This window comes from Pseudomonas costantinii (assembly GCF_001870435.1).
Taxonomy (GTDB): Bacteria; Pseudomonadota; Gammaproteobacteria; order Pseudomonadales; family Pseudomonadaceae; genus Aquipseudomonas; species Aquipseudomonas costantinii.
The window spans coordinates 1-24,064 of sequence record NZ_MDDR01000059.1; the positions used below are offsets into that span (position 1 = coordinate 1).

At 59.4% G+C, this 24,064-nt stretch carries 24 protein-coding genes; 15 read left to right on the plus strand and 9 right to left on the minus strand.

What is annotated here, in order from left to right; all coding sequences use genetic code 11:
- Nucleotides 1–53: 53 nt before the first annotated feature.
- Nucleotides 54–1,313 carry an IS256 family transposase gene (locus tag BFL40_RS29495; protein ID WP_071487250.1) on the plus strand — a complete coding sequence of 420 codons (1,260 nt, stop codon included), beginning with the start codon at nt 54–56 and terminating at the stop codon, nt 1,311–1,313.
- A 143-nt stretch (nt 1,314–1,456) separates the two neighbouring features.
- On the opposite strand, the gene BFL40_RS29500 is transcribed toward BFL40_RS29495, so the two are convergent.
- The 3 genes from BFL40_RS29500 to BFL40_RS29510 all read right to left on the minus strand — a co-directional run bounded on the left by BFL40_RS29500 (nt 1,457) and on the right by BFL40_RS29510 (nt 5,068).
- Complete coding sequence (locus tag BFL40_RS29500; protein ID WP_071487251.1) at nt 1,457–2,248, minus strand: MipA/OmpV family protein; 792 nt, start codon at nt 2,246–2,248, stop codon at nt 1,457–1,459.
- 17 nt (nt 2,249–2,265) lie between these two features.
- Entirely contained in the window at nt 2,266–4,089 is a 1,824-nt protein-coding gene (locus BFL40_RS29505) for a serine hydrolase domain-containing protein (RefSeq protein WP_071487252.1), read from the minus strand.
- Nucleotides 4,090–4,183: 94 nt separating this feature from the next.
- Nucleotides 4,184–5,068, minus strand: coding sequence for a LysR family transcriptional regulator (locus BFL40_RS29510; protein WP_071487253.1), 885 nt, complete (start codon nt 5,066–5,068; stop codon nt 4,184–4,186).
- 166 nt (nt 5,069–5,234) lie between these two features.
- Here BFL40_RS29510 and BFL40_RS29515 point away from each other — a divergent pair, with 166 nt between their 5' ends.
- The 8 genes from BFL40_RS29515 (at nt 5,235) to dctM (ending at nt 13,800) form a co-directional block, all read left to right on the plus strand.
- Entirely contained in the window at nt 5,235–6,053 is an 819-nt protein-coding gene (locus BFL40_RS29515; protein WP_071487254.1) for an HTD2 family dehydratase, read from the plus strand.
- 29 nt (nt 6,054–6,082) lie between these two features.
- Entirely contained in the window at nt 6,083–7,246 is a 1,164-nt protein-coding gene (locus BFL40_RS29520; RefSeq protein WP_071487255.1) for an acyl-CoA dehydrogenase family protein, read from the plus strand.
- Between the two features lie 10 nt (nt 7,247–7,256).
- On the plus strand, nt 7,257–8,606 hold the full coding sequence (locus BFL40_RS29525) for an MmgE/PrpD family protein (RefSeq protein ID WP_071487256.1): 1,350 nt from the start codon (nt 7,257–7,259) through the stop codon (nt 8,604–8,606).
- A gap of 9 nt (nt 8,607–8,615) precedes the next feature.
- On the plus strand, nt 8,616–9,809 hold the full coding sequence (locus tag BFL40_RS29530; RefSeq protein ID WP_071487257.1) for a CaiB/BaiF CoA transferase family protein: 1,194 nt from the start codon (nt 8,616–8,618) through the stop codon (nt 9,807–9,809).
- A gap of 15 nt (nt 9,810–9,824) precedes the next feature.
- On the plus strand, nt 9,825–10,643 hold the full coding sequence (locus tag BFL40_RS29535) for an HpcH/HpaI aldolase/citrate lyase family protein (RefSeq protein ID WP_071487258.1): 819 nt from the start codon (nt 9,825–9,827) through the stop codon (nt 10,641–10,643).
- Nucleotides 10,644–10,801: 158 nt separating this feature from the next.
- Nucleotides 10,802–11,785, plus strand: a complete 984-nt coding sequence (locus BFL40_RS29540; protein ID WP_071487259.1) for a TRAP transporter substrate-binding protein — start codon at nt 10,802–10,804, stop codon at nt 11,783–11,785.
- A 102-nt stretch (nt 11,786–11,887) separates the two neighbouring features.
- Nucleotides 11,888–12,520 carry a TRAP transporter small permease gene (locus BFL40_RS29545; RefSeq protein ID WP_071487260.1) on the plus strand — a complete coding sequence of 211 codons (633 nt, stop codon included), beginning with the start codon at nt 11,888–11,890 and terminating at the stop codon, nt 12,518–12,520.
- On the plus strand, nt 12,520–13,800 hold the full coding sequence (gene dctM, locus BFL40_RS29550; RefSeq protein WP_071487261.1) for a C4-dicarboxylate TRAP transporter large permease protein DctM: 1,281 nt from the start codon (nt 12,520–12,522) through the stop codon (nt 13,798–13,800). Before BFL40_RS29545 ends, dctM begins: the two co-directional genes overlap by 1 nt.
- 64 nt (nt 13,801–13,864) lie before the next feature.
- On the opposite strand, the gene ampC is transcribed toward dctM, so the two are convergent.
- Nucleotides 13,865–15,007, minus strand: a complete 1,143-nt coding sequence (gene ampC, locus BFL40_RS29555; protein WP_071487262.1) for a class C beta-lactamase — start codon at nt 15,005–15,007, stop codon at nt 13,865–13,867.
- Nucleotides 15,008–15,138: 131 nt separating this feature from the next.
- Between ampC and BFL40_RS29560 the strand changes: the two genes are divergently transcribed.
- The gene (locus tag BFL40_RS29560; protein WP_071487263.1) at nt 15,139–16,014 is read left to right on the plus strand and encodes a LysR family transcriptional regulator; all 876 of its coding nucleotides are present in this window, start codon (nt 15,139–15,141) and stop codon (nt 16,012–16,014) included.
- Here the strand turns inward: BFL40_RS29560 and BFL40_RS34155 are convergent.
- The 3 genes from BFL40_RS34155 to BFL40_RS29575 all read right to left on the minus strand — a co-directional run bounded on the left by BFL40_RS34155 (nt 16,004) and on the right by BFL40_RS29575 (nt 17,971).
- On the minus strand, nt 16,004–16,321 hold the full coding sequence (locus BFL40_RS34155; RefSeq protein ID WP_071487264.1) for a hypothetical protein: 318 nt from the start codon (nt 16,319–16,321) through the stop codon (nt 16,004–16,006). The genes BFL40_RS29560 and BFL40_RS34155 overlap by 11 nt on opposite strands.
- A gap of 223 nt (nt 16,322–16,544) precedes the next feature.
- A complete protein-coding gene (yghX, locus tag BFL40_RS29570; protein WP_071487265.1) occupies nt 16,545–17,432 on the minus strand; it encodes a YghX family hydrolase in 888 nt (295 codons plus the stop codon).
- A gap of 44 nt (nt 17,433–17,476) precedes the next feature.
- Nucleotides 17,477–17,971 (minus strand): PaaI family thioesterase, encoded by a 495-nt coding sequence (locus BFL40_RS29575; protein WP_071487266.1) that lies wholly within the window; start codon nt 17,969–17,971, stop codon nt 17,477–17,479.
- 125 nt (nt 17,972–18,096) lie between these two features.
- Between BFL40_RS29575 and BFL40_RS29580 the strand changes: the two genes are divergently transcribed.
- Nucleotides 18,097–18,660 carry a YceI family protein gene (locus tag BFL40_RS29580; RefSeq protein ID WP_139213486.1) on the plus strand — a complete coding sequence of 188 codons (564 nt, stop codon included), beginning with the start codon at nt 18,097–18,099 and terminating at the stop codon, nt 18,658–18,660.
- Here the strand turns inward: BFL40_RS29580 and BFL40_RS29585 are convergent.
- Nucleotides 18,657–19,547, minus strand: a complete 891-nt coding sequence (locus BFL40_RS29585) for a DMT family transporter (protein ID WP_071487267.1) — start codon at nt 19,545–19,547, stop codon at nt 18,657–18,659. The two genes, BFL40_RS29580 and BFL40_RS29585, sit on opposite strands and share 4 nt — an antisense overlap.
- A gap of 90 nt (nt 19,548–19,637) precedes the next feature.
- Here BFL40_RS29585 and BFL40_RS29590 point away from each other — a divergent pair, with 90 nt between their 5' ends.
- Entirely contained in the window at nt 19,638–20,963 is a 1,326-nt protein-coding gene (locus BFL40_RS29590; RefSeq protein WP_071487268.1) for an aminotransferase-like domain-containing protein, read from the plus strand.
- A gap of 29 nt (nt 20,964–20,992) precedes the next feature.
- Here BFL40_RS29590 and BFL40_RS29595 read toward each other — a convergent pair whose 3' ends face one another.
- Complete coding sequence (locus BFL40_RS29595; RefSeq protein ID WP_071487269.1) at nt 20,993–21,424, minus strand: nuclear transport factor 2 family protein; 432 nt, start codon at nt 21,422–21,424, stop codon at nt 20,993–20,995.
- A 257-nt stretch (nt 21,425–21,681) separates the two neighbouring features.
- Between BFL40_RS29595 and BFL40_RS29600 the strand changes: the two genes are divergently transcribed.
- The 3 genes from BFL40_RS29600 to BFL40_RS29610 all read left to right on the plus strand — a co-directional run.
- Nucleotides 21,682–21,909 (plus strand): DUF6434 domain-containing protein, encoded by a 228-nt coding sequence (locus tag BFL40_RS29600; RefSeq protein WP_071487270.1) that lies wholly within the window; start codon nt 21,682–21,684, stop codon nt 21,907–21,909.
- Nucleotides 21,906–22,643, plus strand: a complete 738-nt coding sequence (locus tag BFL40_RS29605) for a CPBP family intramembrane glutamic endopeptidase (RefSeq protein ID WP_071487271.1) — start codon at nt 21,906–21,908, stop codon at nt 22,641–22,643. The genes BFL40_RS29600 and BFL40_RS29605 overlap by 4 nt, the downstream gene beginning before the upstream one ends.
- Before the next feature lie 267 nt (nt 22,644–22,910).
- Nucleotides 22,911–24,064 (plus strand): integrase core domain-containing protein (locus BFL40_RS29610; protein ID WP_071487272.1); only part of this gene is annotated, 1,154 nt, incomplete at its 3' end.

Here is a 24,064-nt window from a genome sequence, read left to right on the forward strand (position 1 = left end):
GGGGACTGTCATAAATTTTGTGTTCGGGCATAACATGTTGAAGAGGTGCATGTATGCCGACCAAAAAGAAACCGGCCCGTGAGGCCCAGCGCGACCTTCCATCGATTCCAAAAGAGCTGATCGACCAGTTCGTCAGTGGCCCGATGAGTGCCGAAGCCATTCAGGACGCCTCGATGGCGTTCAAAAAGGCGCTCATCGAACGAGCCCTCGGTGCCGAACTGGGTCATCACCTTGGCTATCCTCAGGGCGCGGAGCGCCCTGAGGAGTCGAGCAATCAGCGCAACGGAAAAAGCGGTAAGACAGTGTTGACCGATGACGGCCCACTTCGCCTGGATATTCCCCGAGATCGCGATGGAAGCTTTGCGCCGATCTTGATCCCCAAGCATGAACGCCGTTTTACCGGCTTTGACGACAAAATCATTGCGATGTACGCCCGAGGCATGACGGTGCGTGAGATCCGTGCGTTTCTGTCGGAACAGTACGGAACAGACGTCTCGCACAACTTCATCAGCTCGGTGACCGACGCCGTTTTGGAGGAAGTCACCGCTTGGCAACAACGGCCGCTTGAGCCGATGTACCCAGTGATTTTCTTCGATGCCTTACGCGTCAAAATTCGCGATGAAGGTTTGGTACGTAACAAGGCTATCTACTTGGCGCTGGGTGTTTTACCAGACGGCACGCGAGATATTCTGGGCATTTGGATTGAGACAACCGAAGGCGCTAAGTTCTGGATGAAAGTCTTCAATGACCTGAAGATCCGGGGTGTCGAGGACGTCTTGATTGCGGTAACTGACGGTCTGAAAGGCATGCCCGAAGCCCTGGCTGCAGTGTTTCCTGACGCGACATTGCAGACCTGCATCGTTCATCTGATCCGTAACAGCCTTGAGTACGCACCGTGGGATAAGCGTCGCGAACTGGCAAAAGCACTGAAGCCGATCTATCAAGCGCTTAACGCGGACACGGCCGAACAAGCGCTTCTGGCCTTCGAAACAGGGCCTTGGGGCAGGCAATATCCGACGGTGGTAGCTGCTTGGAAGCGCGCTTGGGATCGCGTCATTCCGTTCTTCGTGTTTCCCCCGGCGATACGAAAAGTGATCTACACAACGAACGCCATCGAGAGTATCAATGCTCAATTGCGAAAGATCATTAAGACCCGAGGCCACTTCCCGACGGACGAAGCAGCGACAAAGTTGATCTGGCTGGGCTTACGCAATATCACTGCGAACTGGGGCAGCGCAGCTCATGATTGGAAGAATGCGATGAACCAGTTTGCGATCCTGTACGGAGACCGATTTATCAGACCGACCTGGTAAAACCAAGGCCTGCCTGAAGGCAGGCCGCTACCGGCCCGCACACAAAAAATCTGACACTCTCTTTTAGGGCCGCTTCGCAGCCCAACGCGGGGCAAGCCCGCTCGCCACAACAAGCGCGCCCCGGCAGTCATAGGGTTACCAGATCAGAAGGTGTACTCGACCATCCCCATCAGCGACGTCTGCAACCGTCGCTCCACAATCGGGCTCTTGCCCGCTTCATCCGCCAGGTACTGCACATCCAGCAAGGTCGAGAACTTGGTGTGCTCGCTGATTGGCAAGCTCCACGCCAGGCTCATGCCATTGCTGATATTGCCCGCACCGGCCTTGTATTCCTTGAAACGGCTTTGCGCGGCCTGGCCGGTGGTGACGCCGTACCAGGTTTGCAGGTAGTTACGGTCACCAAAGTGACTGATGACGCTCGCGTCGATGGAACCGTAGTTGCCCTTATAGAGGTTGGTGCCCAGGCTCAATGCCAGGTGGGTGTACGCTTTGCCGGTGTCCTTGTGGTCATCTTCCTTGAGTGCATGTTCCAGGGTTGCGCCGACAATGACACCGCCCAGGTTATAGCTGGCCTTGATACCCACCTGTCCGCGAGCCTTGATCTCGCCCATGCCCTTGAGGCGATTTGAGCCTGCATGCATGCTTTCATTTTTATCCTTGCGTGAGCCACTGACGCCCACATAAGTGCTGAAAGTCAGGGCGTCATCTTTGTAACCCCAGCCCAACCCCGTATCGGTGTCGAGGAAAATCCCCCAGGGACTGATAATTTTGCCACCCAGCAGCGGCGCGGTCGTGCGTTCGTCGCTGCCGCTGTAGCGAGGCGTGTTAGCGATGCCGGCCTTGAGCGTGTATTGCCAGTCTTCGGCAAGCGCGCAATCGGCACTGGCCAGCAGGCACAGTGAGGTGAGCGACAGGCAAAGGTTTTTTGAGCGCATAAAGGTGTTCGTCCATTTTAAAAAAACAAAGGTTTTTGGGGGGATTGCGTACGTTTAAAGGAATAGCCCGAGGCGCTGAGCCCATTGACCTGCCGGCTCACGGTGTCGCCCAGGCCATAGCCATTGCCGGCGAGTACTGCGTGGGCGTTGTCGACGGGGAGCAGGATGTAGTCGGTCAGCGGCTCGTTGTGCAGTTGACCGCGAATCACCAGGAAGCCTTCTTCCAGGCGTACGCTGATACCACTCAACGGTGCGTCGGGCTCATGGGTGTTGAGCACTTGGTAGGTGCCGATGGTGTCGGCCCAGGCCAGGGGCAGCGGCGGTGGATCGATACGTTCGCCGATGGCAATGCGTTGGCCGTGGCTGCGGGCGGTGAGCATCTGGCGGCCTTGCACCGTGACCACATCCAGTTGTACGCGGCCCAGTTCGCCGAGGTCCTTGAGCCAGAACCCCAAGACTTTTTTCTGCGCGCGCAGCCAGCCGTGGTCGTCGCGCAATAACTCGAAGTCGAAACCGGCCAGTTCTCCGGACAATCGATCATTGTCATCCCTGATCCGGAACACGCCCCAGGCCGTGGCATAAAACCCTGCCAGGCGTTTGCGATCGATGGCGGCCGGTACGTGGCGCAACTTCAGCCCATGGCTGGGTGCCTGGCAGTCGTCGGCGCATACGGGGTCGCCGGTTTGCGCCTGGAGCATCAGGCGCAGGGTGTCGGTGGTCAGGCTGGCGACCAGCTCTTCGGCGTTGCTGTCGTTGGCCATGATGATCACGGCCAATTGCTGGTCCGGCAGCAGGGTCAACTGCGCGGCAAAATCGTCGCCACCGCCGCTGTGCTGATAAGTGCGTACACCGGGGCCGACCGGTTCATCGCCGCAAGGTGCCAGGAACCAGCCCAGGCCCATCTGGCAATCGAAATCCAGGGCGTTGCCGGTATTTTGCTGGGTGAACATTTCATCAATCGAAACGCGGCCCAGCACCTGGTTGCCTTTATACAGACCATGGGCGAACAGCATCTGCACGTAATGGCTGAGGTCCTTGGGGCTGGCCCACAAACCATTGGCGGCGAGGTCGCGCACTTGGGCATCGGTACTGGCAACGCCATTCTCGTAGCCCAAGGCGCGGTAGCTCAACTGCGTGCCGGTGCCGACAAAGCTCGACTGATTCATCTCCAATGGCTTGAGCAGGCTGCTTTGCAACTGAACTTCGAAGTTTTTGCCGCTGCTGCGCTCAATGGCAGCGCCCACCAAGGAGTAGCCAAGGTTGGAGTAGGCCACTTGGGAGCCCGGCGGGCTGCTCAGCCAAACACCGGATACGCGCATCGGCATCTGGCCCATGGCAAAGGTGCTGCGCAGGTCGCGCAGGTGCTCGCTGGGTAAACCGGACTGGTGGCTGAGCAAACGCCGTAAGGTGATATCGCGGTCAGCCGCGCCCTGATCGCTGTGAAAGCGCGAACGCACGTAGAACTCGCGCAGGGTTTGCTGGATGGGGGCGTCCATGGCCAGGCGCTGTTGCTCGACCAACTGTAACGCTGCGGTAGCCGTGAGCAGTTTGGCGATGCCGCCGGCGCGAAAGGCCGTGTTCGGCGTCACCGGTACACCCTGGGCCTTGTCGGCCATGCCGAAGCCTCGGGCCCAGATCAGCTCCTGGCCATTGACCAGGGCAATCGACAGACCGGGCACATTTTCCCGAGCGATGTCCCGCGGAATACGGGCTTGCAGGTAGCGAATGATCGCGCCGTAATCACCTTTGGGAATCGGCGGCGGGGAGGGCGGTTGTCCATGGCAGCCGAGGCTGCCCAGCAGGCAACCCAACAGCGGAATACCGCGCAATGTGCGAAACATGAAGAACACCCGGGTGACGATTTGGATGTTCGAATGTTAGGGCTGCGAAGGCTAATAATCTTTGGGAGCTTTGTCGGGAAACTGTCAAAGATTGTTAAGCGGGCATCAAGGTGGCAATCAACGCGCGAATGGTGCCGGGCAACGCTTCCAGCTCGCGCACCAGAATACTGCGTTCGCGAATCGCCCACGGCTCATCCAGCTTGACGGCCACCAACTGCATGGTCCGGCTGTGCCGTACGGCGGCGGATTCGGGAATGATGCCGATGCCCACGCCAGCCTCGACCATCCGGCAGATCGCCTCGAAGCTCGACACCTGGATGCGCAGTGACAAGTGCTTACCGACGCGCTCCACGTGTTCGCGCAGGAAGCTCAACAGCGTGCTGCCTTCGTGCAGGCCGATGTGCTGGTACGCGAGGGTTTGCTCCAACGTCACCGAAGGCTGGTCTGCCAGGGGATGACCCACGGGGACCATCAGCACCAGTTCATCGGTGCTGAAGTGCAGCACCTGCAACCCTGCCGCTTCGACCGGCCCGGCGATGATGCCCATGTCGCTGGTGCCATCGAGCACGCCACGCACGATATCGCGGGATAGGCGCTCTTGCAGGTCGACAGTGACCCCGGGGCGTTGGGACAAAAAACCAGCGAGCACTTCGGGGAGGAATTCGGTGACCGCCGTAGTGTTGGCGAAGATGCGGATATGCCCGGCCGAATCCACGCCGTATCTGGTGAACTCACTTTTCAAGTAGTCCACCTGGCGCATGATCAGCCGCGCATGATGCAGCAGTCGTTCGCCTGCCGGGGTGATCTCCACGCCACGGCTGTCGCGGTACAGCAGGCGCGTATCCAGTTGGCTTTCCAGCGCCTTGATCCGCGCACTGGCGGCAGCTGGCGACAGGAATGCGCGTTTGGCACCCTGGGTCAGGCTAGGCGATTCGGCGATATGGATAAACAGGCGCAGGTCGGCGAGATCGAAGTGCATGCAAAACTCCCGAATAAATAATCCCCCGTGGCTACGCGGGTTGGAGCATCAGGGATTGGAGCGTTCAGCATAGCCGAACGCTGGTTTATTGAAATGCAAATTCTCAGAACGGGCGGGCGCTTGCATGATCCAGCGCAGACACCCACTGCCCGAGGACTTGCACCCGATGAGCGCTACCGATTGGATCGGCCGAAGTGAAACCGCCCACGATCACCTGAGCCATAACCTGCTCAAGCGCATCGCCGCGACATTCGGCGAGGCAGTGCCGGCAGACGGCGAAGCCGTCCCACCGCTGTGGCAGTGGTGCTTTTTCCAGGACCCACTGCCGGAATCGGCCCTGGGCGGTGACGGTCACCCAGCCCGTGGCGGGTTCTTGCCGCCGGCGGATAACCGCAATCGCATGTGGGCCGGTGGGCGTCTCGAGTTTTTGCATGCGCTGCGTGCCGGTGAGGCAGCGACTCGGGTGTCGACCATCACCCAGGTCGAAGAAAAGACCGGCCGCACCGGTTCGCTGCTGTTTGTCACGGTGCGTCATGACTACTCCCAAGACGGTCGCCTGGCGATCCGCGAAGAACAGGACATCGTCTACCGCGAACCCACACCGCCCAAGCAGGGCAGCGGCGAAGCATTGGCTCAGGGCGAATGGCAGGAAGCCGTCGACCCCACGCCGACCTTGCTGTTTCGCTACAGCGCCGTGACGTTCAACGGTCACCGCATTCACTACGACTACCCCTACGTCACCGGCACCGAAGGCTATTCGGGGCTGGTGGTGCATGGGCCGCTGATTGCCACCTTGAGCCTGCGTGCGTTTTGCCGTGCTCATCCCGACGCGACCTTGCGTCGTTTTGCCTATCGTGGTGTGCGCCCGTTGATCGCGCCGCAGCCGTTTGACGTGGGCGGGCGCATCACCCAAAGCGGTGTCGCCGAACTGTGGGCGGGTAACGCTGACGGCCTGGCGCAAAAGGCCGAAGTGCATTTCGAATAATCCAAGAACAACAGGCGGAGAGCCGTTACATGAACCCGAATGACAACGAAGAACTCAATGCCATCCGCGAAGGCGTGCGCGCCTTGTGCGCTGAATTCGATGCGGCTTACTGGCGCAAGATCGACGAAGAAAAGGGTTTCCCCGAAGCCTTCGTCAAGGCGCTGACCGACGCGGGCTGGCTGTCGGCAATGATCCCCGAAGCCTACGGCGGCTCCGGCCTGGGCCTGGCCGAAGCGTCGGTGATCCTTGAGGAAGTGAACCGTTGCGGCGGCAATTCCGGCACCGTACACGGCCAGATGTACAACATGTTCACCCTGTTGCGTCATGGCAGCGAGGCGCAAAAAAGCTTCTACTTGCCCAAGCTCGCCAGCGGCGAATTGCGCCTGCAATCGATGGCTGTCACCGAGCCGACCACCGGCACCGACACGACCAAGATCAAGACCACCGCGATCAAACGCGGCGACAAGTACGTGATCAACGGGCAGAAAGTGTGGATCTCGCGGGTGCAGCATTCCGACCTGATGATCCTGCTGGCACGCACCACGCCGTTGGCCGAGGTGAAGAAAAAGTCCGAAGGCATGTCGATCTTCCTGGTGGACCTGCGCGAGGCCATCGGCAACGGCCTGACGGTGCAACCCATTGCAAACATGGTCAACCACGAAACCAACGAGCTGTTTTTCGACAACCTGGAACTGCCGCTCGACAGCCTGATTGGCGAGGAGGGCAAGGGCTTTCGCTACATCCTCGACGGCCTGAATGCCGAGCGCACACTGATCGCCGCGGAGTGCATCGGTGACGGCCGCTGGTTTATCGAAAAGGCCAGCGCTTACGCCCGCGACCGCGTGGTGTTTGGTCGGCCCATCGGGCAGAACCAGGGCGTGCAGTTCCCGATAGCCGAAGCGCACATCGAAATTGAAGCGGCGGACCTGATGCGCTGGCGTGCCTGCGAGGAATACGACAGCGGCGCGAATGCCGGGGCCAGTGCCAACATGGCGAAGTACCTGGCGGCCAAGGCGTCCTGGGAAGCAGCCAATGCCTGCCTGCAAACCCACGGCGGCTTCGGTTTTGCCTGCGAGTACGACGTGGAGCGCAAATTCCGCGAGACCCGCCTGTACCAGGTGGCGCCGATTTCCACCAACCTGATCCTGTCCTACGTGGCCGAGCATTTGCTCGAACTGCCACGCAGCTTCTGAGGGCCTGAGCATGAGCCATACCCAAGCCCTGTGCCGGTTTCTCGCCGATTTGAGTTACGAGCAGTTACCCGAAAGCGTGTTGGCACGCACCGAAGACCTTTATCTGGATTGGCTGGCTTCGGCACTGGCCAGCAAGGGCGCGCACCCGATTCCGTTGTTCGAGCGCTATGCGCGGAAGATGGGGCCTGCTGATGGCCCGGCACAGGTGATCGTCAATGGCGGCAGCAGCAGTGCGTATTTCGCTGCGTTGGTGAACGGCGCTTCATCGCATTTGGTGGAGCAGGATGACCTGCATAACAGCTCGGTGCTGCACCCGGCCACCGTGGTATTTCCAGCCGCCTTGGCCGCTGCCCAAGACCTCGGCAAGTCCGGCCGGGAATTGCTGTTGGCCTCGGTGGCGGGCTATGAAGCCGGGATTCGCATCGGCGAATTCATGGGCCGTTCTCACTACCGCATTTTTCACACCACGGCCACCGTCGGCACCCTGGCGGCGGCCGTGGCTGTCGGCAAACTGCTGGATTTCAACGAAGAGCAGTTCATCAACCTGCTCGGCAGCGCCGGTACCCAGGCCGCAGGGCTGTGGGAGTTCCTGCGCGATGCCGCCGACTCCAAACAGTTGCACACGGCCAAGGCGGCGGCGGATGGCTTGCTCGCCGCCTACCTGACGGCGGATGGGCTGACGGGGGCGCGTAACATCCTCGAAGGTGATCAAGGTTTGGCGGCAGGTATGTCGACGGATGCCGAACCCAGCAAATTGTCCGCCGACCTGGGCAGCCGTTGGGCGCTGCTGGAAACCTCGTTCAAGTTCCACGCCTCGTGCCGTCATACCCATCCTGCCGCCGATGCGCTGTTGGACCTGATGCAGCGCGAAGGCCTGAATGCCGTAGATATCGCCCGAGTGGAAACCCGTGTCCATCAAGGTGCGATTGATGTGCTTGGGCGGGTGAAAGTGCCTGCTTCTGTGCACCAAGCGAAGTTTTCCATGGGCACCGTGCTCGGCCTGATCGCCGTGTACGGCAAGGCCGGGTTGACTGAGTTCCACGAACTGGCGCTCACCGATCCCGCCGTCGGCACCTTCCGCGACAAAGTCAGCATGACCCTCGATCCCGAAGTCGACGGCGCCTACCCGCAACGCTGGTTGGGCCGCGTCACCGTCACCACCACCGATGGCCGCACATTGCACGGCGCCATCGACGAACCCAAGGGCGACCCGGGCAACACCCTGAGCCGGGCGGAGCTGGCGGATAAATTCCAGCGCCTCACCCAATTCAGCGGCGCCCGCACTCCGGCCCAGGCCGATGCACTGATCGAGAAGGTCTGGAACCTGCGTAACGCTGAGTCCATGGCCCACTGGCTTTGAGGAACCGTCATGACTAATCAACGACCGCTGGACGGCATCACCGTTGTCAGCCTGGAACACGCGATTGCCGCGCCATTCTGCACCCGTCAACTGGCGGACCTCGGCGCGCGCGTGATCAAGATCGAACGCCCAGGCGCCGGCGACTTTGCCCGGGGCTATGACGAGCGTGTGCGTGGCTTGGCCTCGCATTTCGTGTGGACCAATCGCTCCAAGGAAAGCCTGACCCTGGACCTCAAACAGGACGAGGCCGGCGATATCCTGGAAACCTTGCTGGCTGATGCCGATGTGTTGGTGCAGAACCTTGCACCCGGAGCTGCAGCGCGCATGGGCCTGTCGTTCGAGGCGCTGCATGAGCGTTTTCCGCGGCTGATCGTTTGCGATATTTCCGGTTATGGCGAAGGTGGGCCGTACGAGAAGAAGAAGGCCTATGACTTGTTGATCCAGAGCGAGGGCGGTTTTCTTTCGGTCACCGGCGGCCCCGGTGAGGATCAGATGGCCAAGGCCGGTTGCTCCATCGCTGACATCTCTGCGGGCATGTACGCCTACAGCGGCATCCTTTCGGCATTGCTGTTGCGCGGCAAGACGGGGAAGGGCAGCCGCATCGACGTGAGCATGCTGGAAAGCCTGGTGGAGTGGATGGGGTACCCGATGTATTACGCGTTCGACGGCGCACCACCGCCCCCGCGTGCCGGGGCTGCACATTCGACGATCTACCCCTATGGGCCGTTCCCCACCGGTGACGGCGGCACGGTGATGTTGGGTTTGCAGAACGAGCGCGAATGGGCGGCGTTTTGCGACAAGGTACTGCTCACGCCGGAATTGGCGACGGACGAGCGTTTTTCCGCCAACTTCAAGCGCTCGGCCAATCGTGAGGTACTGCGCCAGATCATTGTCGACAGCTTCGCCGCGCTCGACGCCGAGGCGGTGATCCAGCGCCTGGAAGACGCGCAGATTGCCAGCGCCCGGGTCAACGACATGCAAGGCGTGTGGGACCACCCGCAACTCAAGGCGCGGGACAGTTGGCGCGAAGTCGCAAGCCCCGCCGGACCATTGCCGTCGTTGCTGCCTCCGGCGCGCAATGCCGCGTTTACTCCGCGTATGGACGCCGTTCCAGCGCTGGGACAACACAGCCAGGCGATCCTTGATCAGATGGGTTACTCGGGTGAAACCATCGACAGCCTGCGTGCGCGCGGCATTATCTAATAAGGAATTCAAGTGATGCCAAAGCCTTTAGTTCGTTCGGCCTTGTTTGTGCCCGGAAGCCGCCCGGAGCGGTTTTCCAAAGCCTTGGCCAGTGGCGCCGATGCGGTGATCGTGGATTTTGAAGACGCCGTGGAAGAGCCGCTCAAGCGCCAGGCGCGGGATAACCTTGGCGCGTTTTTGACGGGTAATCCGAATGCCCAGGTGTGGGTGCGCATCAATGCGCCGGAGCATGTCGAGCATTTTGAAGATGTGGCGTTCTGCAAAGCCCATTCAAATGTGGCGGGCGTGCTGTTGCCGAAGGTGGAGAGTGCCGCCCAGGTAGCGGTGGTGGCCGCCACCGGCAAGGTGATTTGGCCGATTATCGAAAGTGCGCGGGGTTTGCTGGCCGTGGCCGAGATCGCCCATGCGCCACAGGTCGAGCGCCTGTCTTTCGGCGGCCTGGACCTGGCGCTGGACTTGAACCTGAGCAGCAACTCCCCAGCCGCCCAGTTCGCCCTGGACCAGGCGCGTCTGGCGCTGATCGTGCATTCGCGCGCGGCCGGTTTGGTCGCGCCATTGGACGGCGTACACCCGGCCATCGACGACCCCGAAGGCCTGCGCCGCTCGATCCGACATGCTTATGAAATGGGCTTTGCCGGAGCGCTGTGCATCCATCCCAAGCAGGTCGTGGTGATTCATGAAGCCCTGGCGCCGAGCGCTGCTGACCTGGCGTGGGCACAGCGGGTGGTGGCGGCCGGTGCTCATGGTGCAGGGGCCTATCAACTGGATGGCCAGATGGTCGACGCACCGGTTCTCCTGCGTGCGCAAAGGCTCCTTGAGCGAACCGGGAACTAAATGTGGGAGCAGGCAAGCCAGCTCCCACATGGGGTCTCTGCTGTTCAACTGTACGGTGTTCATCTACGCCGAACGCAGGTATCTAAAATTCGAAATTCTCTACACGCGTGACATCAGGCACCTTGCCCTACAACACAACAATAAGAAGGTGATTTTCCATGCTCAAGCTTTCTCGGGCGCTGCTGTGCGCCGCCACTTTGTTTGCTGCGGGCCTGGCCCAGGCGGCGGACCCGATTGTCATCAAGTTCGCCCATGTGGTGGCCGAAAACACCCCCAAAGGCCAGGGCGCTTTGTTGTTCAAGAAGCTCGCCGAAGAACGCCTGCCGGGTCGGGTCAAGGTCGAGGTGTACCCGAACTCGTCGCTGTTCGGTGATGGCAAGGAAATGGAAGCGCTGCTGCTGGGGGATGTGCAGATGCTGGCGCCGTCCCTGGCCAAGTTTGAGCAATACACCAAGCAAGTGCAGATCTACGACCTGCCGTTCCTGTTCAATGACCTGGCCGCCGTCGACCGCTTCCAGGCTGCCCAAGGCAAAGAGCTGCTGACCTCGATGCAGGGCAAGAACATCCTCGGCCTGGCTTATTGGCACAACGGTCTCAAGCAACTCTCCTCGAACAAAGCGCTGCATGAGCCTAAGGATGCGCGCGGCCTGAAGTTCCGCGTGCAGGCTTCCAGTGTGCTGGAGGAGCAGTTCAAGGCGATTCGCGCCAACCCGCGCAAGATGAGTTTTGCCGAGGTGTACCAAGGCCTGCAGACCGGCACCGTCAACGGCACCGAGAACACCTGGTCGAACTATGAAAGCCAGAAGGTCAACGAAGTGCAGAAGTACTTCACCGAGTCCAACCATGGCCTGATCGACTACATGGTGATCACCAACGCCAAGTTCTGGAACGACCTGCCGCCGGATATCCGCAGCACCCTGGACCAGATCATGGTCGAGGTGACTGTCGAGGTGAACAAGCAGGCTGAGGCGCTGAACCAGTCGGCCAAGCAGAAAATCATCGACGCCAAGACCAGCGAAATCATCGAGTTGACTCCCGAGCAACGCCAGCTTTGGCGGGAAGCCATGCGCCCGGTGTGGCAGAAGTTCGAAGGGGAAATTGGGGCTGACCTGATCAAGGCGGCGGACCAGTCGAACCAGTAACTCCAGGGCTCGCCGAAATCCAATGTGGGAGCGAGCAAGCCCGTTCCCACATGTCGAACCGGTTTTCATGCTGATATCTAACTTGCCTCGCGAGGTTTTGCCATGCAAACGCTAAGGCGCGTCTGGGAGCATCTGGAGGAAGGTTTTATTGCCTTCCTGCTGGCCGCGATGACCCTGGTGACATTCGTCTACGTCATGCTCAACAACATCTACACGCTGTTCTTTGCCTTGGCCGACAAGTGGGCTTTGAGCAGCAGTTTCTTCAACGCCCTGGGTGACCACACCATGACCTGGGCCCAGGACATGACCTGGAGTGTGGCGTTGACCAAGGCCATGTTCGGCTGGCTGATTTTCTTCGGCATTTCCTACGGCGTACGCACCGCCGGCCACCTTGGTGTGGACGCGCTGGTGAAGCTGACCAAACGCCCGGTGCAACGCCTCCTCGGCATGCTCGCGTGCCTATGCTGCCTGGCCTATGCCGGGTTGTTCATGGTCGCCAGCTACAAGTGGGTCAGCGCGGTGATGACTGCCCATATCGGTGCCGAAGACCTTGATCAATACGGCATTGATGTCGGCGACATCGTGGTGATCGTGCCCATCGGTTTTGCCCTGGTGTTCATTCGCTACCTGGAAATTTTCTACCGCATATTCACCCACCGTCAGGTCGGGTTGGGGCTGGCCGACGAGGCTGGTGAGGCCAGCAAGTTGGCCGGCAGCCATGAGGAGCGTCACTGATGGCCGTGCTCTGTCTGTTTTTGCTGTTGTTCGTGTTCATGTTCCTCGGCGTGCCGATTGCGATTTCCCTGGGGTTATCCGGCGCGGTGTCGATTTTGATGTTCAGCCAGGACTCGGTGAGTTCGCTGGCGATCAAGCTGTTTGAAACCTCCGACGCCTACACCTTTTTGGCGATTCCGTTTTTCCTGCTGTCCGGTGCGTTCATGACCACCGGTGGCGTGGCGCAGCGGCTGATCGACTTTGCCAACGCGTGTGTCGGGCATATCCGTGGCGGCCTGGCGATTGCGGCGGTGTTGGCGTGCATGTTGTTTGCGGCGTTGTCCGGTTCGTCGCCGGCGACCGTGGCGGCAGTCGGTTCGATTGCCGTGGCGGGGATGGTGCGCTCCGGTTATCCGAAGGAGTTCGGCGCGGGGATCATCTGCAACGCCGGTACCCTGGGCATCCTGATTCCGCCGTCGATTGTGATGGTGGTGTATTCGGCGGCCACGGAAACGTCGGTCGGCAAGCTGTTTATGGCGGGGGTGATTCCGGGGCTGTTGCTGGGCCTGATGCTGATGGTCGCGATCTACATTGTTGCGCGCATCAAGAAGCTACCGGCGCAGCCTCGGGCTACTTTTCGTGAGTGGCTGACCTGCGCGCGCCGGGCATTCTGGGGCTTGTTGTTGCTGGTGATCATCCTCGGGGGGATCTACAGCGGCATGTTCACCCCGACCGAAGCGGCAGCCGTGGCGGCCGTGTACTCGGCGTTTGTCGCGCTGTTCATCTACAAGGACATGAAGTTTCGCGACTGCCCCAAGGTGCTGCTGGAGTCCGGGCGACTGGCGATCATGCTGATGTTTATCATCGCCAACGCCATGCTCTTCGCCCATGTGCTGACCACCGAGCAAATCCCGCAGGAAATCACCGCCTGGGTGATCTCCGAAGGCCTGACGCCGATTGGTTTCCTGATCATGGTCAACATCGTGTTGCTGGTGGCCGGCAGCTTTATGGAGCCGTCAGCCATCGTGCTGATCCTGGCGCCGATCTTCTTCCCGATCGCCATGAAGCTGGGCATCGACCCGATTCACTTGGGGATTGTGATGGTGGTCAATATGGAAATCGGCCTGGTGCACCCACCGGTAGGGCTGAACCTGTTCGTGACCTCGGCGGTGACGGGGTTGACGCTCGGCCAGACGATTCGCGCGGCGCTGCCGTGGCTGATGATCCTGTTGGTGTTCCTGATCATGGTTACGTACTTGCCGTTTATCTCGCTGGCGTTGCCGCACTGGCTTGGAATGTAAGCCGCGCCATAAAACAATGTGGGAGCAGGGCTTGCCCGGCTCCCACATTAGTGCTTCGCCTGGATTATTGATCCATCGCGCTCAAGATCGCATGAGCCACCTTGACCCGCTCGGCATTCGGGTAGTTCTTGTTCGCCAGAATCACCACGCCCATATCCTTGCTCGGCACATACACCACGTACGCACCATAACCGCCGGTAGAGCCGGTTTTGTTGAACAGCACGTTGTCCGTTTGCGCCCGTGCCGGTGTCAGCCAGTTGACCTTGTGCGGCTGCATGGCCATTTCGGTTGAGTTACCGTCAAGTAACGCCTGCAGCGTGATCGGGTAGGGGTAGGACTCCCAGCCCAAGCCCTGGGTCATGCCATTGACGGTGTAATAGCCGGTGTGTGTGGTGGCGATGGCCTGTTGCAGCGGCTTGGCCAGGGTCTGCGGGTGCATGTTCACCATCACGTAGTGGGCCAGGTCCTGGGTGCTGGTCTTGATGCCGTAGGCTTCGCTGTCCAGTGCACCAGGGTCGACGCGTACAGGTTTCTGGTTCTTGTCATAGCCTTGGGCATATTGGCCTGATTTGTCGGCGGGCACTCTGACGTAGGTGTTGTTCAAGCCCAGCTTGGGCAGCAGGGTTTTCTGCATCGCAACGTCGAAGGGCTGGCCAAGGCTTTGCGCCGTGAGGTAGCCAAACAGGCCGATGCTTGGGTTGGAATAGAGCCGCTGTGCGCCGGGAGCGTACGTGGGTTTCCAGTGCTGGAAGTAATTGAGCATGGTCTCGGCACTGTCGGCAGCGTCGGGAAACTGCAGTGGCAGGCCGCCTGACGTGTAGGTTGCCAATTGCAGCAGGCTGATCTTGTCAAAGGCGCTGCCTTCCAAGGCGGACAGGTGTTCGCTGGCCGTATCCGACAGCTTGAGCTTGCCGGTTGCCTGGGCGTAACCCCCCAGCGTCGCGGTGAAGGTTTTGCTCACCGAGCCGATTTCAAACAGGGTGTCTTCGGTAACAGGCTGCTTTGTTTCTTTGGAAGCGAGGCCGTAGTTAAAGTATTGAACCTGGCCTTTGTTGACCACGGCCACCGACACGCCTGCGATGCCTTGTTGTTGCATCAGCGGTTCAACGCGGCTGTCCACGAGCGTGCGCATATCGGTTGCGGCCATGCAGGTGCCTGAACCGAGAAATAAGGCTGAGATCAGAATTTTTTGTACGTTAAGATTCATGGTGATTCGCTTCCATGTAGGGGGTCACTGACGATCAAGGCCTGCGCAGGCGTGGCAAATCTAGGTGGATTTTACCCTTGCGGCAAACGATGATATCTCGCACCAGCCATTAGAAAATTTTGGGTTTAAGCATGCTGCGTTCCCATTTACCGCTCAATGCCTTGCGCGCATTCGAGGCGTCGGCCCGCCACTTGAGCTTTACCCGGGCGGCCATCGAGTTGTGCGTGACCCAGGCGGCGGTCAGTCATCAGGTGAAAAGCCTTGAGGCCCAACTGAATGTCACCTTGTTCAAACGCCTGCCACGGGGCTTGATGCTCACCAGCGAAGGCGAAACCTTACTACCGGTGGTGCGCGAGTCGTTTGATCGCATCGCCCAGACGCTCAGCCAGTTCGAAGGCGGGCATTACCGCGAAGTGCTCACGGTGGGCGCGGTAGGCACCTTCACTGTAGGCTGGTTGCTGCCACGCTTGCCGGATTTTCAGAAGCGCTACCCGTTTATCGACCTGCGCCTGTCCACCCACAATAACCGTGTTGATGTGGCCGCCGAAGGTCTCGATTACGCGATCCGTTTCGGTGCCGGCGCCTGGCATGGCACTGATGCTTGCCAACTGCTGGAGGCACCGCTGACCGTGCTGTGTGTGCCCGCGCTGGCCGAGCAGTTACGTACGCCGGCCGACCTGTTGAAACACACCTTGCTGCGCTCCTACCGCGCCGATGAATGGAACCTGTGGTTCCAGGCCGCCGGGTTGCCCGCCGACACCCTGCTACCGCGCAGTATCGTCTTCGATTCGTCGTTGGCGATGATGGAAGCGGCGCTGCAAGGCATTGGCGTGGCACTGGCCCCGGCGATGATGTTTTCGCGGCAACTGGCGACGGATGTCATCCGCCAGCCGTTCGGCGTGGGAATTACCACCGGCAGTTACTGGTTGACGCGCTTGCAGTCGCGGGCTGAAACCTCAGCAATGCTGGCGTTCAAGGGCTGGTTGTGCGAAGCGGTCAAAATTTAGGTACCGGGTAGGCCGGGTCGCAGGGGACTTTTCGGTAAGTGCCGGGGAGTGGTGTGAGCAGTTCATATCGCTGTTCGTCATGTTGCACACATAACCAGAACTGACCATAGGCATCTTTATGGTCCACTCTCCACACTAGGCCACTCTCGAAAAAGAACCGATAGAGGTCTTGCTCTTGCGGGCACAGTTGAGCGGAAGGGATGCTGATAATTTTGATACCGAAGTTCAACCAGATGACGTTCTCATCCGGTTTTTGACAGGTTTCACAGGGCATCTTCAAATCCTCGCTGATGTTGCTTTGAATCATGATGCCTTGAGCTACTGAGGGAAGCAGGCGTTTCCCAAAGTCATGTAGTACACGTTTATGTGCATGGCAGTACGGTGAAATTTTACGGATGGCTGCACAACCCGACCGATCATCCCCATCCATGGGCGAAGATGATGTCTCGGGACAATGGGCGACGCGTTGTGGAGGGCGCACGCCAGCTGTCACCTGGCTTTAGCGATCAAGCCCACATTTGGATTGCATTTTATGTCAGGTATTTACGGAACCATCCCAACGTACGCTCCCACGCCAAATTCGCCGCCGCCTCGTCATACCGTGGCGTCGAATCATTATGAAACCCGTGATTGGCACCCTTATAGATAAACGCTTCATACGTCGTACCGGCCGCCTTCAATGCCTTCTCATACGCCGGCCAACCCTCATTAATCCGCGTATCCAGTTCGCCGTAATGCAGCATGATCGGCGCCTTGATGCGCGGCACATCCTTGGCTTCCGGCTGGCGCCCATAGAACGACACCGCCGCGCCCAATTCCGGGTAGGCCACCGCCGCCGCGTTGGTCACGCCACCGCCATAGCAGAAGCCGGTGATACCGACTTTACCGGTGCTGGTGTCGTGGTGCATCAGCCATTCGATGGCGGCGAAGAAGTCGTTCATCAGTTTTTCGGGGTCGACTTTCTGTTGCAGCTCCACGCCTTTTTCATCGTTGCCAGGGTAGCCACCGACGGACGTCAAACCATCCGGTGCCAATGCGATAAAGCCGGCTTTGGCCAGGCGCCGGGCGACGTCTTCGATATACGGGTTGAGGCCACGGTTTTCATGCACCACCACCACGGCGGGCAGTTTGCCGGTGGCTTTGGCCGGGCGTACCAGGTAGCCGCGTACGGTGCCGTTACCTTTGGGCGAGGGGTAGGTGATGTAGTCGGCGACGATGTCCGGGTCGGTGAATTTCACCTGCTCGGCCAGGGCGTAGTTGGGGCTCAGGGCAGCGAGCAGGGCCGAGGCGGTGAGGCCGCCGAAGGTGAACAGTGCGGCGCGGTCGAGAAACTCACGGCGGTTGATTTTGCCGTGGGCGTAGCCGTCGTAGAGTTCCAGCAGTTCGGGGGCAAAGTCCTTCGCGGTGAGACGAGTCATCGGTGCAATCCTCGATTAGCGGTGGCAGTCAATGTAGACCAGGATCAAGCCTGCCGACCATGGGCGGCGTCGGCCAATTGTCCGGTGTCGACGCGCACGAACACTGAATCGCCGATGGCCGTGAGCACGTCGCCGGCGTACACCTCGCAGACCACGCGGGTTTTGCGCCCAACTTCACCTTCGACGCGGGCGCGCAGGGTCAGCGTGACGCCCATGGGCGTGGGTTTGATAAATTTGATCCCGAGGTTGCCGGTCACGCAGTCGATGCGCGGTAAGCTGCCGGGCTCACGCTGTTCGGCGCGGTAGTGGTAGGCCATGGCGGTCCAGTTTGAGTGGCAGTCCACCAGCATGGCGATCAGGCCACCGTAGACCAGGTCCGGCCAGCCGCTGTATTTTGCGTCCGGTTGATGTTCGGCGATGACATGGACGCCATCGGTGTCCCAACGGCTCTTGATGTGCAGGCCATGGGGATTGCTGCCACCGCAGCCGTAGCAAATGCCTTGCGGCGCGGTAATGTCCTGCAGAGAAGCGGTGTGCATGCAAAGTCCTTATTGTTCTGGGGCGACTACTCTGTTTAGCAGCACACGCGGCTGATGGGAATAAATTCATGGGATGAGGTGTTAGCTCGGCACCTGTGTCCTTTTCTCTTGTGGAGTGTTCCGTGATGCGTCGAATGTTCTCAGCCCTGCTGTTGGTTCTAGTCTTTGTTTGCGCTTCCAACGCCCGGGCCGTGGAGTACAAAGACGTCAACCGTACGGCGAGCAAGATCAGCTTCACGTTCCAACAGTTCGGGCAGCAGGTGTACGGCACCTTCAGCGACTTTGAAGGCACTCTGACGTTCGACACGCAAAATCCAGGGGCGGCGCACGCGCTGCTGAAGATCCAGCTCGCCAGCATCGATGCCGGTAGCCAGGACGCCAATACCCAGCTGCAACAGCCGGGCTGGTTCGATACCGCGACCTATCCGGTGGGCGTGTTCGAGTCCAATGGTGCCATCGCGCTGGGAGATAACCGCTACAAAATCAGCGGCAAACTGACGATCAAGGGCATCACGCGGCCGGTGGATATCGATGTGCTGCTCAAGGAGCAGAGCGGTATCGGCGTGTTTGACGGCGAGTTTGTGCTCAAACGCGGCGACTTCAAGATTGGCGACGGCGAGTGGGCGGGCAACAGCGTGGTGTCCAATGACATCAACATCAAATTCAAGATGGTGGCGCCACAACGCTAACGCGCAAATTTCTTCGCCCCGGCTACGCAGCCGATCACCGCGACTGTCACCAGCACCATGCCCAGGCTGACCTGCTCATGCAGTAGGCCCGCCGCCAGCGCCAGGCCGAAGAAAGGTTGCAGCAACTGCAGCTGGCCGACGGCGGCAATACCGCCCTGGGCCAGGCCGCGATACCAGAACACAAAGCCGATCAGCATGCTGAACAGCGACACATAGCCCAGGCTCAGCCAGGCCGGCAGACTGATGCCGGTCAAGGTCGACGGCGCGAGGATCAGGCTCAAGGGCGCCACCACCGGCAGCGACACCACCAGCGCCCAGCAGATCACCTGCCAACCGCCCAGGCTGCGCGATAACTTGGCGCCTTCGGCATAACCCAAACCGCACACCAGCACCGCCAGCAGCATCAGCAGGTCGCCAGCCGGTGCGGCGCTCAAACCTTGGGCGAAGGCATAGCCCATGACCAACACGCTGCCGAGAATCGAAAACAGCCAGAACACCGGGCGTGGCCGTTCGCCGCCACGCAGAACACCAAATACAGCCGTCGCCAGCGGTAGCAGACCAATAAACACGATTGAGTGCGCCGAGGTGACGTACTGCAGCGCCAGGGCCGTGAGCAATGGAAAACCGATCACCACGCCAAGGGCGACGATCCCCAAAGGTACCCATTGATGACGCGCAGGGCGTTTCTCCTTGAACAGCCACAACAGGCCCAGCCCCAACAGGGCGGCGAGCGTGGCGCGAATCATGGTGAGAAACACCGGGTTGAATTCCATCACCGCCAGGCGTGTGGCCGGTAGTGAACCGCTGAAAATCACTACGCCGATAAAACCGTTGATCCAACCCTGGGTGCTGTTGTCCAGGGTGTTGAGCGGTGAGGTACGTTCCATGAGGGCGGACTCGAAAAGGAGGGGTTGCGTACGCGCCATCCTAGGAGTGAAGATTAAGACAATCAAAAAATTGTCATGGATACATCGCCTATGCCGCGCGCCCGCTACAAGTCGCTGGTCGACACCTTTGCCGAGGACATCCGCAGCGGGAAACTGTCGCCCGGCACGCGCCTGCCCACCCATCGGCAATTGGCCGCCGACCATGGCTTGGCGTTGGTCACTGCCAGCCGGGTGTACACCGAACTTGAGGCCATGGGCCTGGTGAGTGGCGAGACCGGACGTGGCACTTTTGTGCGCGAGATTTCGTTGCCGCCAGGGCAGGGCAGTGGGCAGATGAACGTCGCGACCGGCATGCTCGACCTCAACTTCAACTACCCCTCGCTGCCGGGCCAGGCTGATCTATTGCGCGCTGCGTTGCGTCAACTCGCACTGTCGGGTGACCTGGAAGCCCTGCTGCGTTACCAGCCCCATGCCGGCCGCTTGCATGAGCGTGCCGCGGTGGCGCGGCATCTGTTGAGTCGCGGGCTGACGGTTGAGGCTGAGCAGGTGTTGGTGGTCAGCGGCGCTCAACACGGCTTGGCAGTGACGATGATGGCGTTGCTCAAACCCGGGGATGTGATCGCCGTCGACGCATTGACGTATTCGGGGTTCAAGGTACTGGCCGAAACCCTGCACCTGGAACTCGTCGCGATCCCGGTCACCGCCAGCGGCCCGGACCTGGAGTTTTTACACCGCCTGTGTCGCAAACGCCTGGTTCGCGCCGTGTACAGCATTCCGACCTTGCATAACCCACTGGGTTGGGTGATGAGCCTGGAACAACGCGAACAGTTGGTGGCCATCGCCCGCCAGCACAACTTGATGATCATCGAGGATGCGGCCTACGCATTCCTCGCCGCAGACGCGCCACCGCCGTTGGCGACATTCGCGCCGGAGCGCACGGTGTATGTGGGCGGTCTTTCCAAGAGTGTTGCCACCGGCTTGCGGCTCGGTTTTATTGCGGCGCCGACGGCGTGGGTGAAGGTGTTGGAACGCACCATCATGGCCACCACCTGGAACGTGCCGGGAGTGATGAGTGCTATTGCTGTGGCCTGGATCGAGGACGGCACCGTCGCCCAATTGGAAGCGCAAAAGCGCCAGGATGCCCAGGCGCGACAAGTGTTGGCGGCGCAGGTATTGAAGGGGGTGGATTACATCAGCCATCCGTCGTCGTACTTTCTGTGGTTACCCCTGGCGGAAGATGCCCGCGCCGATCAGATCGCCATGACCTTGCAGCGCGAGAATATCTCAGTGTCCACCGCCGAGCCGTTTGCGGTCTCGGCTTATGTACCGCATGCGCTACGCCTGGCGCTCGGTTCGGTGGAGATGCCGGCGCTGCGCGAGGCGTTGGTGAAGGTACGCAAAGTGGTGGAGTGGTGAACCGACAGTAGGCGGCCCACCGATAGTCATCAGTATTTGTAAGCCTGACGACCGATCAGCAGCCATTGGCCTTTCTGTTTCTGCCAGACCTGAAAATTGTCGATATCGGTCGGTACTTCGACGCCGCTGTTCACGGCCAGGGCGTGAAAGTGGTTGCGTACCAGCGCGGTGTCGCCGTCCAGGGTGATGCTCTGGTTTTGCATTTCCAGGGTCTTGAACGCGCTGGTGTGGGTTTCAAGGTCGGCGATAAATTGCGCCTTGTTCTGCACCTTGCCGCTGGAATGGCCGTAGGTGAGCTTGTCGGAGGTCAACGCGTGAAGCTGCTTGAGGTCCAAGTGCAGCATGGCTTGGGTCAGTTGGTCGACCGCTTGGGCCACATCCTTTTCGGCGGTGGCAGGTGCGGCTGCAACGTAACCGGTGAACAGGCACAGAAAACCGATCAGCACTTTGACATTTGGCATGGGTGTTTCCTTATTGTTGTTGGGGTGGACACGGCTATTTAAGTCGTCGTACAACCATGCAATATTTTCGACTGGGAAGGAAAGTGAAATTTTGAAATATCTTGAAAAGATTAGGCTTTAAAGCATCATAAAAAGTAAATTTTCTTATACGACGTCCCAACACTGTAAATAAGTGGCGCGGGATGTTCGTAGTGCTTCCGGCGCAAATAGCACATCGCTATGCTACTGCCGAAACAACAAACCACCCGAGAGCCAAAATGGATTTTGACTGGCACAGCGACCCCATCACCCGCGCCACGCCCGTGACCCTCCACTACAAAAACACCCAGAACGTACGCCGTTTCATGCTTGAACAATGCGGCCCGGCGTTCAAGTTCGACCGGCCGTTCATGGCCTGGATTCGCAACGACATCCCCAAGACCCTGGGGGATGTGGTAGATGAGTGGCAGCGCCTTAATCGATACGGCCGGGAGCCAGGATCTTGATCACCGAAGGCATTCTGGTACTGACCAAATACGTAACCTATCTGACACCTGGCCTGCTGCTGTTTGGCCTGTGGTTCATGCTGACGCCGAAGGCGCAGCCCGCGATGCGCATCCTGATTTTGCTCGCGGCGTTTGTATTGATGCGCGACGCGATGACCCCGTTGGGCATGTGGGCACTCAGTAGCGAGGTACAGATCGCATTTACCAACAATGCCTTTGTGCTGGCGGCGTTGGGCGGGCTGTCGGTGTTGCTGATAATACTGCTCGCCCGTATCGCGCCGGAGCTGTGGCGGCTGATCCGTTGGTCTATCGGCAACCCCGGCATTGGCCTGGCTGTAGGTATCGTTGTTGGCTGTTTGATCGGTGTTCCGCTGCGTGTTTACCAAGGTATCTCGGCGTCCGAGATCCACGGCTACTGGGTGTGGCTGCCGGGCATGGTGGTATTGGCCTATGGTGCCAATGCGCTGGAAGAGGTGTTGTTTCGCGGATTTTTGCAGGGGTATCTGGAACAGCAGGTCTCGCCGTTGCGTGCGGCGTTGATCAGCGGTGTGGCGTTTGCGGCCTGCCATGCGTTCCTGGCCTTGAGCGTCACCCAACTGGGCTGGCCGGTGTTGCTGTTTACCTTGATCGAAGGGCTGGCCTGCGCGCTGGTGCGCATGCGCTACGGCGTGCTGCCGGCGACGCTCGCCCATGGCACGGCAATCTTGCTGATTGCCGTGCCCCACATGGCTTGACTTGAAGTGTGGTTAAGCATGTGGGCGCTGGCTTGCCTGCGATAGGCATCGGGTCTCTATGGTTGTCGCTAGGCCGCTGAGTACATATCCGTTGCTGCGGTTGTGGCTGGTATTGGTTCCGCTCTTACAGCGGGTCACTTTTGGAAAAGAGCCCCAAAAGTAACCAAAAGGGCTCTTGGGTATGACTCACCCACATAGGTAACAAATCAGTTCAAGCACATAGGTAACAGTTTTTAACTGGTACTGGTCGATTCCGAGGATCTGACCATGCCGTGGCGAGAGCTGAAACCTATGGATCTGAAAGTGATGTTCATTGCCGACTATTTGTCCGAGCGACTTAATTTCAGCCAGCTTTGTGCGGCTCATAGCATCAGTCGCAAGACCGGTTACAAGTGGGTGGCACGCTATAACGCAGACAGCGTTAATGGCTTGAAGGAATGCAGTCGCAGGCGGCATTCCCAGAGCCAAGCTGTGCCCTTTGCGGTCAAAGAGGCCATTCTTGAGCTACGTGCGCGAGGGCCAACCACGGCGGGGCCAAAGAAAATTCAGATGGCATTGATTGAGCGTTTTCCTGATCAGCCGCCGCCCTCCAAAACCACAATCTATAACGTGCTGAAAAAGGCAGGGTTGGTGACGCCACGACCGTTGCGTCAGCGTGTAGCGGTCTATCCCAAACCTCTTCAGAAAGCCGATAACCCCAATCAGCTCTGGAGTGCCGATTACAAAGGTCAGTACCTGACGGGGGATGGTGCCTGGTGTTACCCCTTGACCGTAATGGATCACGCGAGTCGCTTTTTATTGGCATGTGAAAGCATGCCCAGCACGACCTTTCAGGAGGCCAAGGCAGCCTTCGAACGCCTATTCAAAACGTATGGGATGCCTGAACGGATCCGCACAGATAATGGTGTTCCCTTTGCCAGTAGCGGGCGCGCAGGGTTATCCCAGTTATCGATCTGGTGGGCGCGCTTAGGCATCATCCACGAACGGATTCAGCCAGGCAGACCAGAGCAAAACGGGCGGCATGAGCGCATGCACCGAACGCTGAAAAGCACGCTACCAAGACCACCAGAGGTCGATTGGGGAGCTCAACAGAGACACTTTGATCTTTTCATACAGCATTACAATCATGAACGGGTGCATGAGGCCCTCGGGCAGAAAACACCTGGTTCTTGTTACACAAACTCCCAGCGAATGTATCCGGAACAGCTACCGAAAATGAGATATCCGACTCATGTGGAAGCCTACCGGGTGGACTCCAATGGGGTGGTTTACCGAGGGCGGCTCAGAATTTATGTGGGTAATGTGCTCAAGCATGAAATAGTAGGTTTAGAGAGCATAAGCGAAGGTGTTTGGGACATTGTTTTTGGCCCGATTGTCTTGGGCCGCATCGATGAAAAGGATGTAAAGGAAGATTACGTAAC

Bases quoted from the DNA above. Each gene is read 5' to 3' on its own strand.
- BFL40_RS29575 (WP_071487266.1), bottom strand. From the start codon at position 17,971: ATGCACACCGCTTCTCTGCAGGACATTACCGCGCCGCAAGGCATTTGC.
- BFL40_RS29525 (WP_071487256.1), top strand. From the start codon at position 7,257: ATGAGCCATACCCAAGCCCTGTGCCGGTTTCTCGCCGATTTGAGTTAC.
- dctM (WP_071487261.1), top strand. From the start codon at position 12,520: ATGGCCGTGCTCTGTCTGTTTTTGCTGTTGTTCGTGTTCATGTTCCTC.
- ampC (WP_071487262.1), bottom strand. From the start codon at position 15,007: ATGAATCTTAACGTACAAAAAATTCTGATCTCAGCCTTATTTCTCGGT.
- BFL40_RS29590 (WP_071487268.1), top strand. From the start codon at position 19,638: ATGCCGCGCGCCCGCTACAAGTCGCTGGTCGACACCTTTGCCGAGGAC.
- BFL40_RS29560 (WP_071487263.1), top strand. From the start codon at position 15,139: ATGCTGCGTTCCCATTTACCGCTCAATGCCTTGCGCGCATTCGAGGCG.
- BFL40_RS29495 (WP_071487250.1), top strand. From the start codon at position 54: ATGCCGACCAAAAAGAAACCGGCCCGTGAGGCCCAGCGCGACCTTCCA.
- BFL40_RS29545 (WP_071487260.1), top strand. From the start codon at position 11,888: ATGCAAACGCTAAGGCGCGTCTGGGAGCATCTGGAGGAAGGTTTTATT.
- BFL40_RS29515 (WP_071487254.1), top strand. From the start codon at position 5,235: ATGAGCGCTACCGATTGGATCGGCCGAAGTGAAACCGCCCACGATCAC.
- BFL40_RS29530 (WP_071487257.1), top strand. From the start codon at position 8,616: ATGACTAATCAACGACCGCTGGACGGCATCACCGTTGTCAGCCTGGAA.
- BFL40_RS34155 (WP_071487264.1), bottom strand. From the start codon at position 16,321: ATGATTCAAAGCAACATCAGCGAGGATTTGAAGATGCCCTGTGAAACC.
- BFL40_RS29510 (WP_071487253.1), bottom strand. From the start codon at position 5,068: ATGCACTTCGATCTCGCCGACCTGCGCCTGTTTATCCATATCGCCGAA.
- BFL40_RS29500 (WP_071487251.1), bottom strand. From the start codon at position 2,248: ATGCGCTCAAAAAACCTTTGCCTGTCGCTCACCTCACTGTGCCTGCTG.
- BFL40_RS29505 (WP_071487252.1), bottom strand. From the start codon at position 4,089: ATGTTTCGCACATTGCGCGGTATTCCGCTGTTGGGTTGCCTGCTGGGC.
- BFL40_RS29535 (WP_071487258.1), top strand. From the start codon at position 9,825: ATGCCAAAGCCTTTAGTTCGTTCGGCCTTGTTTGTGCCCGGAAGCCGC.
- BFL40_RS29585 (WP_071487267.1), bottom strand. From the start codon at position 19,547: ATGGAACGTACCTCACCGCTCAACACCCTGGACAACAGCACCCAGGGT.
- BFL40_RS29520 (WP_071487255.1), top strand. From the start codon at position 6,083: ATGAACCCGAATGACAACGAAGAACTCAATGCCATCCGCGAAGGCGTG.
- BFL40_RS29580 (WP_139213486.1), top strand. From the start codon at position 18,097: ATGCGTCGAATGTTCTCAGCCCTGCTGTTGGTTCTAGTCTTTGTTTGC.
- yghX (WP_071487265.1), bottom strand. From the start codon at position 17,432: ATGACTCGTCTCACCGCGAAGGACTTTGCCCCCGAACTGCTGGAACTC.
- BFL40_RS29595 (WP_071487269.1), bottom strand. From the start codon at position 21,424: ATGCCAAATGTCAAAGTGCTGATCGGTTTTCTGTGCCTGTTCACCGGT.
- BFL40_RS29540 (WP_071487259.1), top strand. From the start codon at position 10,802: ATGCTCAAGCTTTCTCGGGCGCTGCTGTGCGCCGCCACTTTGTTTGCT.
- BFL40_RS29600 (WP_071487270.1), top strand. From the start codon at position 21,682: ATGGATTTTGACTGGCACAGCGACCCCATCACCCGCGCCACGCCCGTG.